Annotated in this window: 9 protein-coding genes; all 9 read left to right on the forward strand. The window is 63.2% G+C overall.

Annotated features, from left to right (window positions below):
* Window positions 1-90: 90 nt before the first annotated feature.
* Window positions 91-1,455 carry an APC family permease gene (locus BM017_RS09950; protein WP_071488363.1) on the forward strand — a complete coding sequence of 455 codons (1,365 nt, stop codon included), beginning with the start codon at window positions 91-93 and terminating at the stop codon, window positions 1,453-1,455.
* Between the two features lie 9 nt (window positions 1,456-1,464).
* A complete protein-coding gene (locus BM017_RS09955) occupies window positions 1,465-2,571 on the forward strand; it encodes a DmpA family aminopeptidase (RefSeq protein WP_092243427.1) in 1,107 nt (368 codons plus the stop codon).
* Window positions 2,572-2,933: 362 nt separating this feature from the next.
* Window positions 2,934-4,367: a serralysin family metalloprotease gene (locus BM017_RS09960; RefSeq protein ID WP_071488361.1), complete on the forward strand. Its 1,434-nt coding sequence runs from the start codon at window positions 2,934-2,936 to the stop codon at window positions 4,365-4,367.
* 43 nt (window positions 4,368-4,410) lie between these two features.
* A complete protein-coding gene (locus tag BM017_RS09965) occupies window positions 4,411-4,785 on the forward strand; it encodes a protease inhibitor Inh/omp19 family protein (RefSeq protein WP_092243428.1) in 375 nt (124 codons plus the stop codon).
* 103 nt (window positions 4,786-4,888) lie between these two features.
* Window positions 4,889-6,640 carry a type I secretion system permease/ATPase gene (locus BM017_RS09970; protein ID WP_092243431.1) on the forward strand — a complete coding sequence of 584 codons (1,752 nt, stop codon included), beginning with the start codon at window positions 4,889-4,891 and terminating at the stop codon, window positions 6,638-6,640.
* Entirely contained in the window at window positions 6,637-7,950 is a 1,314-nt protein-coding gene (locus BM017_RS09975) for an HlyD family type I secretion periplasmic adaptor subunit (protein ID WP_092243441.1), read from the forward strand. Before BM017_RS09970 ends, BM017_RS09975 begins: the two co-directional genes overlap by 4 nt.
* Before the next feature lie 2 nt (window positions 7,951-7,952).
* Window positions 7,953-9,287: a TolC family outer membrane protein gene (locus BM017_RS09980; RefSeq protein WP_092243444.1), complete on the forward strand. Its 1,335-nt coding sequence runs from the start codon at window positions 7,953-7,955 to the stop codon at window positions 9,285-9,287.
* A 30-nt stretch (window positions 9,288-9,317) separates the two neighbouring features.
* Window positions 9,318-12,275, forward strand: coding sequence for an autotransporter serine peptidase EprS (locus BM017_RS09985; protein ID WP_092243447.1), 2,958 nt, complete (start codon window positions 9,318-9,320; stop codon window positions 12,273-12,275).
* Between the two features lie 43 nt (window positions 12,276-12,318).
* The gene (locus BM017_RS09990; RefSeq protein WP_092243450.1) at window positions 12,319-15,429 is read left to right on the forward strand and encodes an autotransporter serine protease; all 3,111 of its coding nucleotides are present in this window, start codon (window positions 12,319-12,321) and stop codon (window positions 15,427-15,429) included.
* The last annotated feature ends 3 nt before the right edge of the window (window positions 15,430-15,432 follow it).

The raw sequence follows: 15,432 nt of genomic DNA on the forward strand, positions 1-15,432 counted from the left end.
GTCCGCATCATTCAGCGGGAAACATATCCCGTGACTTATCAGATTTTTCGTTTCTGCCTCATACCAAGAACAACGACAGAGGATAACGATATGAGCACTTCCCCCACGCCTGAAGGCGTGCTGAAACCCACCTTGAGTGTGTTCGATGTGGTCGCCATTACCGTATCGGCGGTGACGCCGGCCAGTTCCGTGTTTGTGATCGCACCGTTTGCCATCCAGCAGGCCGGCAGCGGGGTGTTCCTGGCGTTTGTGATGGCCGGTCTGCTCGCGCTGATGTTTGCCTTTTGCTACGCCGAACTGGGCCGTGCCCACAACAGCGCCGGTGGCGAGTATGTGTACGCCAAGCGTGTGTTCGGCGGCATGGCGGGTTATGCGACGTTCCTGACCGTGCTGGTGATGTTGCTGTTTATTCCACCGGTACTGGCTACGGGCGCGGCAACTTACCTGAATAACGCCCTGGGCACGAAGTTTGATTCGCAAACTGTGGCCCTGGTGATCGTGGTGTGCAGCTACGCCCTGGGCATCCTCAATATCAAGCTCAATGCCTGGATCACTGGCACCTGCCTGTTGCTGGAAGTCGCAGCGCTGCTGGTGATCGTGGTGATCGGCTTTGGCAACCCGGTACAACCGGCCAGCGTGCTGTTCCAGCCGCAGATCGTCGAAAACGGCGTGTTGCACCTGGCGCCCTGGGCCCTGGTGATCGGCGCGGTGGGTATCGGCCTGTTTTCCTACAACGGCTACGGCCCGGCGGTGTTGCTCGCCGAAGACATGAAATGCGGCGGCAAAGGCGTGCACAAGGCGGTGCTGTGGTCCCTTGGCCTGGTGGTGGTCATCGAACTGGTGCCAATCACCGCACTGTTGATCGGCGCGCCATCCCTCAGCGCGATGATCAGCAGCCCTGACCCCATCGGCTACCTGTTGACCAGCCACGGCAATGAAACCCTGTCACGCCTGGTCAGTGCCGGGATCTTCCTGTCGGTGTTCAATGCGATCGTCGCCATCGTGATCCAGATCGGCCGCGTGGTGTTCAGCAGCGGGCGCGATGCGCTGTGGACGCCAGGCATCAACAAACTGTTCACACGCATTCACCCGCGCTGGGATTCGCCGTGGTTGGCGACGCTGTTCCTGGCGATCCCTTCGGCGCTGCTGAGTTTCAGCTCCAACCTGGCCGACCTGACCTCGTTCAGCGTATTGCTGATCATGCTGGTGTACCTGGTGGTGGCGTTGAGCGCGTTGATGAGCCGCGTGCTGCTGCGTGACCGCGAGCATCCCTACCGCATGCCGCTGTGGCCGCTGCCGGCGTTGGTGGCAGTGCTGGGCGCGGGCTATCTGTTAATGACCTTGATCGTGGCGGCCTCGGTCCGCGACATCATGATCATCCTCGGCCTGCTGGCCCTGTCGGTGATCCTGTATTGCATCAGTGGCCGGTTGAGTCCGGTCTTCCAGAAATTGTAAGGAGTGGTTATGCGCGCACGTCAATTGGGCATCACGTTAGGGCTGGGCACGCCCGGTGAGTGGAACGCCATCACCGATGTGCCGGGGGTGCGGGTCGGGCACAGCACGCTCAAGACCCGCATCAATGGCAAGCAGGTGCGCACCGGCGTCAGTGTGATCCAGCCGCGCGCGGGAGAAGCACGCCTGCAACCGTGCTTTGCCGGGTACCACGTGCTCAATGGCAATGGTGACGCCACCGGTCTCGAGTGGGTCAGCGAAGCGGGGCTGTTGACCACGCCGCTGGCGATCACCAACACCCACAGCATCGGCATCGTGCGCGACAGCCTGATTGCCCTGGAGCGCGAGCGCCTGGCCGATCCGGCAGTGTATTGGTGCATGCCGGTGGTGATGGAAACCTATGACGGCCTGCTCAACGACATCTGGGGCCAGCACGTGGGGCCCGAGCATGTGCGTGAAGCGGTGGACAACGCCGAAACCGGCCCGGTACAGGAGGGCGCGGTCGGCGGAGGCACCGGGATGATCTGCCACGAGTTCAAGGGCGGCATCGGCACATCCTCGCGGTGCCTGCCGGCGGAGCAGGGCGGCTGGACCGTCGGCGTGCTGGTGCAGGCCAACCATGGCAAGCGCCAGGAACTGCGGGTGGATGGCTACCCGGTGGGACGCAGCCTGATGGACATTGCGTCGCCGTTCGCCGAGCAAGGCACGCCGGGCATGGGTTCGATTGTGGTGATCATCGCCACAGACGCGCCGTTGCTGCCGCACCAATGCCAGCGCCTGGCACAACGTGCATCCATCGGCATCGCCCGCACCGGCGGCGGCACCGAGGACTCCAGCGGCGATCTGTTCCTGGCGTTTGCCACGGGTAACCAGGACTTGCCGCCGGCCGATTACGGGCGCAAGGGCCTGCCGTTCAGCAGTGCATTGCAGATGGTCAACAATGACCATATTTCGCCGCTGTTCAGCGCGGCGGCGGAGGCCGTGGAGGAGGCAATCATCAATGCGATGCTGGCCGGGGAGGACATGCTCACCGATCAAGGCGTGCGCGTGCCGGGCCTGGACGCCGACACGCTGTTGGCGGCATTGCACCACACCGGCTGGAGTGTGTCCCTGAAATAGGGGGCACACTTAATGGTGACTGTAAGTAGTGGCTGTTTAATGTTGCCAATGGCACCGTGGCAATATATTGGATCCATTAATAGCGAATGCCGCTCAACTTGAGCGGCATTAGTGCTATTTAATATTTAAATACCGGCGCGGTGTTTTTGTCGGACAACATCGGTACTGCCCAATAAACATGGAGCGGAACTTATCCGGGGTGTTTGCCTGCCGATTTTTAGTGCAGGAAAAGATGTAGACGAAAGATTTGAAGTTGTGTCAGTTTTCTTACGCCTTCAAAAGAGGCGAGTGATAGGACGATCTCGCCCGCGGGGTTCCTATCGATCAAAGACTGATGCACTTGCAAACAAGGAAGTACGTTTATGTCAAAAGTAAAAGACAAGGCTATCGTGTCGGCGGCGCAAGCCAGCACCGCTTACTCGCAAATCGATAGCTTCAGCCATTTGTACGACCGTGGCGGCAACCTCACGATCAATGGCAAACCCTCCTATTCCGTTGACCAGGCGGCCACCCAGCTGCTGCGCGACGGCGCCGCGTACCGGGACTTTGACGGCAACGGCAAGATCGACCTGACCTACACCTTCCTGACCTCGGCCTCCTCGAGCACCATGAACAAACATGGCATCGCGGGCTTCAGCCAGTTCAATGCCCAGCAGAAAGCACAGGCCGTACTGGCCATGCAATCCTGGGCGGACGTGGCCAACGTCACCTTCACCGAGAAAGCCACCGGCGGTGACGGCCACATGACCTTCGGCAACTACAGCAGCGGCCAGGACGGCGCGGCAGCCTTCGCCTACCTGCCCGGCACCGGCGCAGGCTACGACGGCACCTCGTGGTACCTGACCAACAACAGCTACACCCCGAACAAGACCCCGGACCTGAACAACTACGGCCGGCAGACCCTCACTCACGAAATCGGCCATACCCTGGGCCTGGCCCACCCTGGCGACTACAACGCCGGGAACGGCAACCCGACCTACAACGACGCGACCTATGGACAGGACACGCGCGGCTACAGCCTGATGAGCTACTGGAGCGAGAGCAACACCAACCAGAACTTCAGCAAGGGTGGGGTCGAGGCTTACGCGTCCGCTCCGCTGATCGACGACATCGCGGCGATCCAGAAGCTCTACGGCGCCAACTACAACACCCGTGCCGGCGACACCACCTACGGCTTCAACTCCAACACCGGGCGTGACTTCTACAGCGCCACCTCCAATGCCGACAAGCTGGTGTTCTCGGTGTGGGACGGCGGTGGCAACGACACCCTGGACTTCTCCGGCTTCACCCAGAACCAGAAGATCAACCTCAATGAAGCGTCGTTCTCCGACGTGGGCGGCCTGGTGGGCAACGTGTCCATCGCCAAGGGCGTGACCGTCGAGAACGCTTTCGGCGGTGCCGGCAACGATTTGATCATCGGCAATAACGCGGCCAACGTGATCAAGGGCGGTGCCGGCAACGACCTCATCTACGGTGGCGGCGGGGCGGACCAATTGTGGGGCGGTGCGGGCAACGACACCTTTGTGTTCGGTGCCAGCTCCGATTCCAGGCCGGGCGCGGCGGACAAGATCTTTGACTTTACCTCCGGTTCCGACAAGATCGACCTGTCCGGCATCACCAAGGGCGCAGGCCTGACCTTCGTCAATGCCTTTACCGGGCATGCCGGCGATGCAGTCCTCACCTACGCCGCAGGTACCAACCTGGGCACCCTGGCTGTGGACTTCTCCGGGCACGGCGTGGCGGACTTCCTCGTCACCACCGTCGGCCAGGCTGCGGTCAGCGACATCGTAGCGTGATGCACGGGCGCGGCGCTTCGGCGCCGCGCCTTACGGATGGAGCATGAAGATGCGGCGTATGTTTAATGTGATCGCCTGCGTGTTGCAGGTGATGTTCGTGTCGGCAGGAGCCCACGCAATGGCGAGCAGTCTCGTATTACCTACCTCCGCCCAGTTGGCCGGGCATTGGCAGTTGCACCAGCAGGACCAGGTCTGCGCGCTGGACCTGCTGGAACAGGCCAATGCCTTGGGCGGCGATGTGGCGTGTGTCGCAAACTGGTTGGGCGACAAGCCCCTGACCTGGACGCCAACACCCGACGGTATCTGGCTGATGAACGCCGAAGGCAGTGGTATTACTCACCTCAACCGACAGAAGGAAGGTGAATATAAAGGCCGCACGCCGACGGGCCTTGAAGTTGTACTGCAACGCGCACCTTAGTTGCCGTTATAAGTAAATAACTTGATTTCATTAGTTGACCGCTTCGTTCGCCGGGGCTGGGGCAACTATTGCGCGTAATTTGGTTCAAGGAAGATCAGACACCATGGCAAAGTCCCATGCCGCCGCGCCGTTGTTCAAGGCGCTGGGTGAGTACAAGAGTATTTTGATCAGCATTGGCTGTTTCACGGCGTTGATCAACCTGCTGATGCTGGTGCCGTCGATTTATATGCTGCAAGTGTATGACCGCGTGCTGTCCTCCCAGAATGAAACCACCCTGGTGATGCTGACGCTGATGGTCGTGGGCTTCTTTGCGTTTATTGGCCTGCTGGAGGTGATCCGCAGTTTTATCGTGATCCGCATCGGCAGCCAACTGGAGCGGCGTTTCAACTTGCGCGTGTACAAGGCTGCATTCGAACGCAACCTGCAACGCGGCCAGGGGCATGCCGGGCAGTCCCTGGGCGATTTGACCCATATTCGCCAATTCATCACCGGGCCGGCGCTGTTCGCGTTTTTTGATGCGCCGTGGTTTCCCATCTACCTGTTTGTGATTTTCCTGTTCAACGTGTGGCTTGGTGTATTGGCCACGGCCGGCGCCGTGCTGCTGATCGGCCTGGCGTGCCTGAATGAATACCTGACCAAAAAGCCCTTGGGCGAAGCCAGTGGTTACTCCCAGCAATCCACGCAACTGGCCACCAGCCACCTGCACAATGCCGAGACCATCCAGGCCATGGGCATGCTCGGCGCACTGCGCAGCCGTTGGTTCGCGTTGCATTCGCAGTTTCTTGGCTTGCAGAACAAGGCCAGTGATACCGGCTCGGTGATCACCTCCCTGAGCAAATCCCTGCGCCTGTGCCTGCAATCGCTGGTGCTCGGCCTGGGGGCATTGCTGGTGATCAAGGGCGATATGACCGCCGGGATGATGATCGCCGGCTCCATCCTGATGGGCCGGGTGCTCAGCCCCATCGACCAGTTGATCGCGGTGTGGAAGCAATGGAGTTCGGCCAAGCTGGCCTATCAGCGCCTGGATGACTTGCTGCGCGAGTTCCCCCCGGAGGTCGAGCAGATGAAGCTGCCGGCGCCCAAGGGCCAGGTCAGCTTCGAACAGGTCAGCGCCGGCCCGCCCGGGCGGCGTATGGCGACCTTGCACCAGGTCAGCTTCAATCTGGGCGCTGGCGAAGTGCTCGGTGTGCTCGGGGCGTCGGGCTCCGGCAAATCCACCCTGGCCCGTGTGCTGGTGGGCGTATGGCCGACACTGGCTGGCACCGTGCGCCTGGATGGCGCCGACATCCATCGCTGGGACCGCGACGACCTGGGCCCGCACATCGGCTACCTGCCCCAGGACATCGAGTTGTTCAGCGGCAGCATCGCCGACAACATCGCACGCTTTCGCGAGGCCGACCCCGAGCAGGTGGTGCGGGCCGCACAGCAGGCCGGCGTACATGAACTGATCCTGCGTTTGCCCCAGGGCTACGACACCGTGCTGGGCGACAACGGCGGCGGCCTGTCCGGCGGCCAGAAGCAACGGGTGGCCCTGGCCCGCGCCCTGTACGGCGGGCCGCGCCTGATCGTGCTGGATGAGCCCAACTCCAACCTCGACACCGTGGGCGAAGCCGCCCTGGCCAGCGCCATCGTGCAGATGAAAGCCCAGGGCAGCAGCGTGGTGCTGGTGACCCATCGTTCGTCGGCGCTGGCCCAGGCCGACAAGTTGCTGGTGCTCAGCGACGGTCATTTGCAAGCGTTCGGGCCGAGCCAGGAGGTGTTGCGCGCATTGTCCGGCCAGCAGGAAACGCCCAAGGAGAAACCGGGCGTGAGTTTCAGTCGTCAGTACCAGGCCGCAAGGAATCCAGGCGCATGAGTAGCATCACAGTTGAACCACGCTTCAAAGAGCACGACGCCAGGTTTTTCACGCGCATGGGATGGTTGCTGACCGTGGTCGGCGCCGGCGGGTTTTTCCTGTGGGCCAGCCTGGCACCACTGGACCAGGGCATCCCGGTACAGGGCACGGTGGTGGTGTCGGGCAAGCGCAAGGCCGTGCAAACCCTCAGCCCGGGCGTCGTCAGCCGGATCCTGGTGAAGGAGGGCGAGCTTGTAAAACAAGGCCAGCCGCTGTTCCGCCTTGACCAGACCCAGCACCTGGCCGACGTGCAATCCCTGCAAGCCCAGTACCGCATGGCCTGGGCCAGCGTGGCGCGCTGGCAGAGCGAGCGCGACAACCTCGCCAGCATCCGCTTTCCCGTCGAACTCAGTGCCGATCCCGACCCCGCCCTGGCGTTGGTGCTGGAAGGCCAGCGCCAGTTGTTCAGCAGTCGCCGCGAAGCTTTCGCCCGCGAGCAGGCCGGCATCCGCGCCAATATCGAGGGCGCCACCGCACAGCTGGGCGGTATGCGCCGTGCGCGCACTGACCTGACCGCCCAGGCCCAGTCCCTGCGCGATCAACTGAGCAACCTGCAACCCCTGGCCGACAACGGCTACATCCCGCGCAACCGCTTGATGGAGTACCAGCGGCAGTTGTCCCAGGTGCAACAGGACCTGGCGCAAAACACCGGCGAAAGTGGCCGTGTGGAGCAGGGCATTCTCGAGTCGCGCCTCAAGCTGCAACAACACAGTGAGGAATATCAAAAAGAGGTACGCAGCCAGTTGGCCGATGCGCAATTGCGCAGCCTGACCCTGGAGCAGCAACTCACCTCGGCCGGTTTCGACCTGCAGCACAGCGAAATCAACGCCCCGGCGGACGGCATTGCGGTCAATCTCAGCGTGCACACCGAGGGCGCCGTGGTTCGCGCCGGCGAAACCCTGCTCGAGATCGTGCCCCAGGGCACGCGCCTGGAAGTGGAAGGGCACCTGCCGGTACACCTGGTGGACAAGGTTGGCACGCACCTGCCGGTGGACATCCTGTTCACCGCCTTCAACCAGAGCCGCACGCCCCGGGTGCCGGGGGAGGTCAGCCTGATTTCCGCGGACCAGATGCTCGATGAAAAGACCGGTGCGCCTTACTACGTGCTGCGCACCACGGTCAGCGAAGCGGCCTTGGAAAAACTCCATGGGCTGGTGATCAAGCCGGGTATGCCCGCCGAGATGTTCGTGCGCACCGGCGAGCGCTCGTTGCTCAATTACCTGTTCAAGCCGCTGCTCGACCGCGCCGGCTCGGCGCTGACCGAGGAATGAACATGAAACCGGTGTTTATTGCCTTGCTGTTGACCTGCGCGAGTGCCCAGGCGGCCATGGGACCGTTCGATGTGTACGAGCAGGCCCTGCGTAACGATCCGGTGTTTCTCGGCGCGATCAAGGAGCGCGACGCCGGCCTGGAAAACCGCACCATCGGCCGCGCCGGGCTACTGCCCAGGCTGTCGTACAACTACAACAAGGGCCGTAACAACTCCCAGGCCACCTTGCCGGACGGGCGCGGTGGCAATTATCACGACGACCGTAACTACAACAGCTACGGCTCCACCTTCAGCCTGCAACAGCCGCTGTTCGACTACGAGGCCTACGCCAACTACCGCAAGGGCGTGGCCCAGGCGCTGTTTGCCGATGAAAGCTTTCGTGACAAGAGCCAGGCGTTGCTGGTGCGGGTGCTGACCTACTACACCCAGGCCTTGTTCGCCCAGGACCAGATCGACATCGCTCGCGCCAAGAAGAAGGCCTTCGAGCAACAGTTCCAGCAGAACCGGCACTTGTTCCAACAGGGCGAGGGCACTCGCACGGACATTCTGGAAGCCGAATCGCGCTACGAGCTGGCCACCGCCGAAGAGATCCAGGCGCTGGATGAACAGGACGCATCCTTGCGCGAGCTGGGCGCCTTGATCGGTGTACAGAGCGTCGACATCCACGACCTGGCGCCACTGAACCAGGGTTTTGCCGCGTTCACCCTGACCCCGGCCAACTACGACACCTGGCATGAGCTGGCTCTCAGCAACAACCCCACGCTGGCCTCCCAGCGCCAGGCCCTGGAAGTGGCGCGTTATGAAGTGGAGCGCAACCGTGCCGGGCATCTGCCCAAGGTCACGGCGTATGCCAGTTCGCGCCAGCAGGAATCCGACAGCGGTAACACTTACAACCAGCGCTACGACACCAACACCATTGGCGTCGAGGTCAGCCTGCCGCTGTATGCCGGTGGCGGCATCTCGGCCTCCACCCGCCAGGCCAGCCGTGCCATGGAGCAGGCCGAGTACGAGCTTGAGGGCAAGACCCGGGAAACCCTGATCGAACTGCGCCGGCAGTTCAGCGCCTGCCTGTCGGGGGTGAGCAAATTGCGCGCGTATCAGAAGGCCCTGGCGTCGGCCGAAGCACTGGTGGTGTCGACCAGGCAGAGCATCCTTGGCGGCGAGCGGGTCAACCTCGACGCGCTGAACGCCGAGCAGCAGCTCTACAGCACCCGGCGCGACCTGGCCCAGGCGCGGTATGACTACCTGATGGCCTGGACCAAGTTGCACTACTACGCGGGCAACCTGCGCGATACCGATCTGGCCAAAGTGGATGAAGCGTTCGGCCCGATGAAATAAGCCGCCATAACAACAATAAGGAGGGTTTCAATGCTCTGCGACTCACACCGTTTCAAACCGCTTGCCGCCGGTTCCTTGCTGCTGGTGTCCGTTGTGGCGCAGGCGGCCTATACCGAGGCCGGTCAACCGGGGAACGCCGCCAGTTGGCGTTCCGCCGAATTTCAGAGCGACTGGGGGCTGGGCCGCATGAAGGCGGATGAAGCTTACGCCGCTGGTATCACGGGTAACGGGGTGAAGATCGGTGCGCTGGACTCAGGTTTCGATCCCGACCACCCGGAAGCCGCCAAGGATCGCTATCACGCCGTCACCGCCAATGGCAGTTACGTCGATGGCAGCCCCTTCAGCACCAGCGGCGCGCTCAACCCCAACAATGACTCCCACGGCACTCATGTCACCGGCACCATGGGCGCGGCCCGTGATGGCGTCGGCATGCACGGCGTGGCCTATAACGCGCACATCTTCGTGGGCAACACCAACGCCAACGATAGCTTTCTGTTTGGTCCGACCCCGGACCCCAAGTACTTCAAGGCGGTGTACAGCGCCCTGGTGGATTCCGGCGTGCGCGCCATCAACAACAGTTGGGGCAGCCAACCCAAGGATGTCAGCTACCAGACCCTGGGTAATCTGCACGCCGCCTACGCCCAGCATTACAACCAGGGCACCTGGCTGGATGCGGCGGCGGATGTGGCCAAGGCCGGTGTCATCAACGTGTTCAGTGCCGGCAACAGTGGTTACGCGAATGCCAGCGTGCGCTCGGCGTTGCCGTATTTCCAGCCGGAACTGGAGGGGCACTGGCTGGCGGTATCGGGGCTGGATAAAGCCAATAGCCAGAAATACAACAAATGCGGCATCGCCCAGTACTGGTGCATTTCTACGCCTGGCGCGCTGATCAACAGTACCGTTCCCGGCGGTGGCTACGGCGTGAAGTCCGGCACCTCGATGTCGGCACCGCATGCCACGGGTGCGTTGGCATTGGTGATGGAGCGTTATCCCTACATGACCAACGAACAGGCATTGCAAGTGCTGCTGACCACCGCCACGCAGCTCGATGGTTCGATTACCCAGGCGCCCAACACCACGGTGGGTTGGGGCGTACCGGACCTGGGACGGGCGATGCACGGTCCGGGGCAGTTACTCGGGCCGATGAACGTCAGCCTGGCGGCCGGGCAGAGCGATGTCTGGAGCAATGGCATTTCCGACCAGGCCCTGCTCCAGCGCCAGGCGCAAGACGCCGCCGAGCACAGCGCCTGGCAGCAGACCCTGATCGACAAGGGCTGGCAAAACGGTGTGGGCGCCGCTGCCAGCCAGCAGGACCAGACCGATTACGCGGTCGGCACAGCACGCGACCAGGCGGCCGCGACACGGATTTATGCAGGCAGCCTGATCAAGTCCGGCGCAGGCACGCTGGTACTCGACGGCGACAGCACCTATCGCGGTGCGACCACCGTCAACGGCGGGCTGCTGGCGGTCAACGGTTCACTGACGTCTGCGGTGACCGTCAATGACCGCGGCACATTGGGCGGTTCCGGACGGATCGGCGCGCTGTCGGTCAACACGGGTGGACGAGTGGCGCCGGGCAATTCGGTGGGCACCTTGCAGGTGGCGGGTGACGTGAACCTGGGCGCGGGTTCCACCTATGCGGTGGAGCTCACGCCCACCAGTAGCGACCGTATCGTCGCCGGGGGCAAGGCGATCCTGGGCGGCGGCAACGTCAGCCTGGCGTTGGAAAACAGCCCGACCCTGCTCAGCGGCGCACAGGCGCAAAGCCTGATCGGCCGCCAGTACAGCATCCTTCAGGCGGCGGGTGGCATCCAGGGCCGATTTGGCCAGGTGTTGCCCGGCTACCTGTTCCTCGGTGGCACCCTGGGTTACGCCGCCAATGGCGTGCAATTGGACGTGGTCCGCAGCGCCGCCACGTTTGCCAGCGTCGCGGCGACCCGCAACCAACGCAATGTGGCGATCGCCGCCGAGCAACTGGGCGCGGGCAACCCGGTGTATGAAAGCATTCTGCAGTCCGATTCCGTCGAGGTGGCGCAACAAGGCTTTCAGCAACTGTCCGGTGAAATCTACCCGGCCATCGGCGCCATGCTGATCAACGACAGCCTGCAAGTGCGCGACGCCGTGGGCGAGCGCTTGCGCCACGTGCCGGTCACTGCTGAAAGCAACCTGTGGCTCAAGGCACTCGGTGCCTGGGGCAAGCGCGACAGCCGCAGCGAAACGGCGGGTTCCACCACGTCCCTCGGTGGCCTGCTGGGCGGGGTCGATGGTGCGCTGGACGAGCAGACGCGCGTGGGCCTGGTCGCCGGTTACAGCGACAGCTCCTTGAATATGGGCAGCGGCACGCATGCCTCGGCGTCCATCGACAGCTATCACCTCGGCGCGTATGTCGGGCGCGAGCTGGGTGATTGGCGCATCAGTGCCGGTGGCGCCTACAGCTGGCATCGCGGTGACGTGACGCGCGACCTGCACTACGGCGCCGTCAGCGGCAAGCAGAAAACCAAACTGGAGGCGCGCACGGCGCAACTGTTCTCCGAAGCCGCCTACCGGATCAACCTGCACCCCTTGGCGCTGGAGCCGTTCGCCAACCTGGCCTATGTGCACCTGGACAGTGACGGCTTCCACGAAAAAGGCGACGCCGCCGCGCTTGAGCGTGGCAGTGATCGCCGGGACGCCGTGCTCGGCACCCTTGGCGTGCGTGCGTTGAAAACCATTGCCCTGAACGATCACCAGCCACTGCAGCTTTCCGCTTCGCTGGGCTGGCAACACAGCCTCACCGCCGTCGAATCCGCAGAGCACCTGGCGTTTGTCGCCGGTGGACCGTCATTCGCCGTGGGCAGTTCGCCGTTGCTGCGGGACGCCGCGCTGGTCGGCGTGCAGGCCAGCCTGGCGTTGAGCCCGGCCATGCGGGTCAACCTTGATTACAACGGCCAATTGGGTGGACGGGAGAAAACCCAGGGGGTGGGGCTGAGCCTCAACTGGCAGTTCTGAAGCGACTTACACACGTTCAATAAGAAAACTAAGGAAGGTCAGCGTGAACAAAAGCAAGTCAGGGTTAACAACCGCCATCCACACCGCCTTGGGCTACCCGCTCAACGCGACCCGCAGCGTGCCATACGGTGCCTTGCTGTGCTGCCTGGCAAGCCTGGGAACCGCCCAGGCCGCACCCTATGTGGAAACCGGCAAGCTGGGTGACGCCGCCAGCTGGCGCAGCACTGAATTCAAGGCCGACTGGGGCCTGGGCGCCGTGCATGCCGACGCCGCGTATGCCGCGGGCTATACCGGCAAGGGGGTCAAGCTGGGGATCTTCGACCAGCCGGTGTACGCCCAGCATCCGGAGTTCGCCAGCCCCGGCAAAGTCGTGACGATTGTCACTGAAGGCATACGCCAGTACACCGACCCGTATATCCCGGTGAAGGCCGGCGATGCGTTTCGTTATGACGGCACGCCGTCGCTCGGCTCCAACGGCAAGCTGGGCAACCACGGCACCCATGTCGGCGGTATCGCCGCGGGCAATCGCGATGGCGGGCCGATGCATGGCGTGGCCTTCGATGCGCAAATCATCAGCGCCGAGAACGGCGACCCAGGCCCGGAAGACGGCATCATCCTTGGCAACGATGGCGCGGTGTACAAGGCCGGCTGGGACGCATTGGTCGCCAGTGGCGCACGGATCATCAACAACAGTTGGGGCATCGGCATCGGCGACCAATACGCCCAGGGCGGACGCGACCCGGCGTTCCCGAATTTCACGGTCAATGAAGCGCAGGCGCAGTTCAATAACATCCGGCCGATCCTCGGTACGATCGCCGGGGGCGCCTACCAGGGCGCCATCGACGCGGCCCGCAGCGGCGTACTGACGATCTTCGCCGCCGGCAACGACTACAACCGCAACAACCCGGATGCGATTTCCGGGCTGGCGTACTTTGTGCCCGAGATTGCGCCCAACTGGCTGTCCGTCGCGGCCTTGCAGCAGAACCCGGACACTGCGAGCGCCGACCCGTATGTGATCAGTACGTTCTCCTCGCGTTGCGGCTACGCGGCGAGCTTCTGCGTGTCGGCCCCCGGTACCAGGATCTACAGCTCCGTCATCAATGGCACCAATCTGGACAACCTCACCACCGACTATGCCAACTTCAACGGCACCTCCATGGCCGCGCCTCACGTGGCCGGCAGCGCGGCCGTGCTGATGCAGCGTTTTGCGTACATGAGCGGCGACCAGATCTCGACGCTGCTCAAGACCACCGCCACCGACCTCGGCGCACCGGGCATCGACTCGCTGTATGGCTGGGGCATGATCAATCTGGGCAAGGCGATCAATGGCCCAGGCATGTTTGTCACGGCCGAGGACATCCCCGCCGAGTTCCGCATCGACGGCGCCTATGGCAGCGGCCAGTTTGTCGCGGATCTGCCGGGCGTGGGCGCGGTGGTCGATGCCGGCAAACCGACACAGCGGCTGTGCAACGATGTGCATTGCGGGCTGGACGTGTGGAGCAATGACATCGCCGGACACGGCGGCTTGACCAAACAAGGTATCGGCACCTTGGTGCTCACCGGCTCCAGCACTTACAGCGGCCCGACGCTGGTCAACCAGGGCCTGCTGGCCATCAACGGCTCAGTCATTTCGAACGTCACCGTCAGCCAGAGTGGGGTGGTTGGGGGGAGCGGGCGCATCGGTTCGTTGTTGGCGAAAAACGGCGGCACCGTAGCGCCGGGCAATTCCATCGGCACGCTGAACGTGGCCGGGGACGTCACCTTTGAGCCCGGGTCGACCTATGCCGTGGAGCTGTCGCCCACCAACAGCGATCGCATTGTGGCGGGAGGCACTGCCACCTTGAACGGCGGCACGGTGACCCTCGCGCTGGAAAACAGCCCGACACTGCTCAGCGGTGCCCAGGCGCAAAGCCTGATCGGGCGCCAGTACAACATCCTGCAAGCCGCCGGCGGCATTACCGGCAGCTTTGGCGCGGTGCTGCCCAACTACCTGTTCCTTGGCGGCAACCTGAATTACGCGGCCAACGGCGTGCAACTGGACGTGGCGCGTAACGCCAACAGTTTTGCCAGCGTGGGCGCCACGGACAACCAGCGCGCCGTGGCCAGCGCCGCTGAGCAACTGGGCGCGGGCAACGCCGTGTATGAAAGCCTGCTGTCGGCGCCGAACGCGGCATCGGCGCAAGGGGCTTTCCAGCAGCTGTCTGGGGAAATCTACCCGGCATTGGAAACGGCCTTGGTCAACGACAGCCGCTACGTGCGTGAAGCCGTGGGCGAGCGCCTGCGCAATGGCGAGATGGGCGCACCCAGCGAGACGCTCGACAGCCGTGGCAACGTGTGGGTGAAGGCCCTGGGCGCCTGGGGCAAGACCGACAGTCGCAGCGATACGGCCGGCTACACCACGTCCGTCGGCGGCATGCTCGCGGGGGTGGACGGTGCGCTCGACGAGGCCACGCGCATCGGTCTGGTCGCCGGTTACAGCGACACGTCACTCAACATGGGCAGCGGTACCCATTCCCGTGCTTCGGTCGACAGCTATCACTTCGGTGCGTACGCCGGGCATGAGATCGGCGCCTGGCGCCTGAGCGGCGGCGCCACCTACAGCTGGCACCGCGCAGACGTGAAACGTGACCTGCAATACGGCGATGTTTCAGGCAAACAGAAAGCCAAGGTTGATGCACGCAGCACCCAGGTGTTCACCGAAGCGGCCTACCGGGTCAATCTGCAACCGCTGGCCCTGGAACCGTTCGCCAACCTGGCCTACGTGCACCTGGACAGCGATGGCGTGACCGAAAAAGGCGACGCTGCTGCACTCAAAAGTCGCGACGACAGCCGCGACCTGGTGCTGAGCACCCTGGGTATGCGTGCCTTGAAAACCTTCACCGTGAATGACCACCAGCAACTGGAGGTGTCCGGCACCCTGGGCTGGCAGCACAACCTCAGCAGCAATGACTCTGAACAGCACCTGGCGTTTGCCTCGGGCGGCCCGTCGTTTGCGGTGGAAAGTGCGCCGATGGTGCGTGATGCGGCGCTGGTCGGGGCGCGGGTGAGCCTGACGTTAAACAAGCAGGCGCGAGTGAACTTTGACTACAACGGCCTGCTGGCCAGCAAGGAAAAAGTCCATGGCGTGGGCTTGAGCCTGGACTGGGCGTTCTGAGGG

Origin of the sequence: Pseudomonas sp. NFPP04 (assembly GCF_900113815.1) — a bacterium.
GTDB classification, from domain to species: domain Bacteria; phylum Pseudomonadota; class Gammaproteobacteria; order Pseudomonadales; family Pseudomonadaceae; genus Aquipseudomonas; species Aquipseudomonas extremorientalis.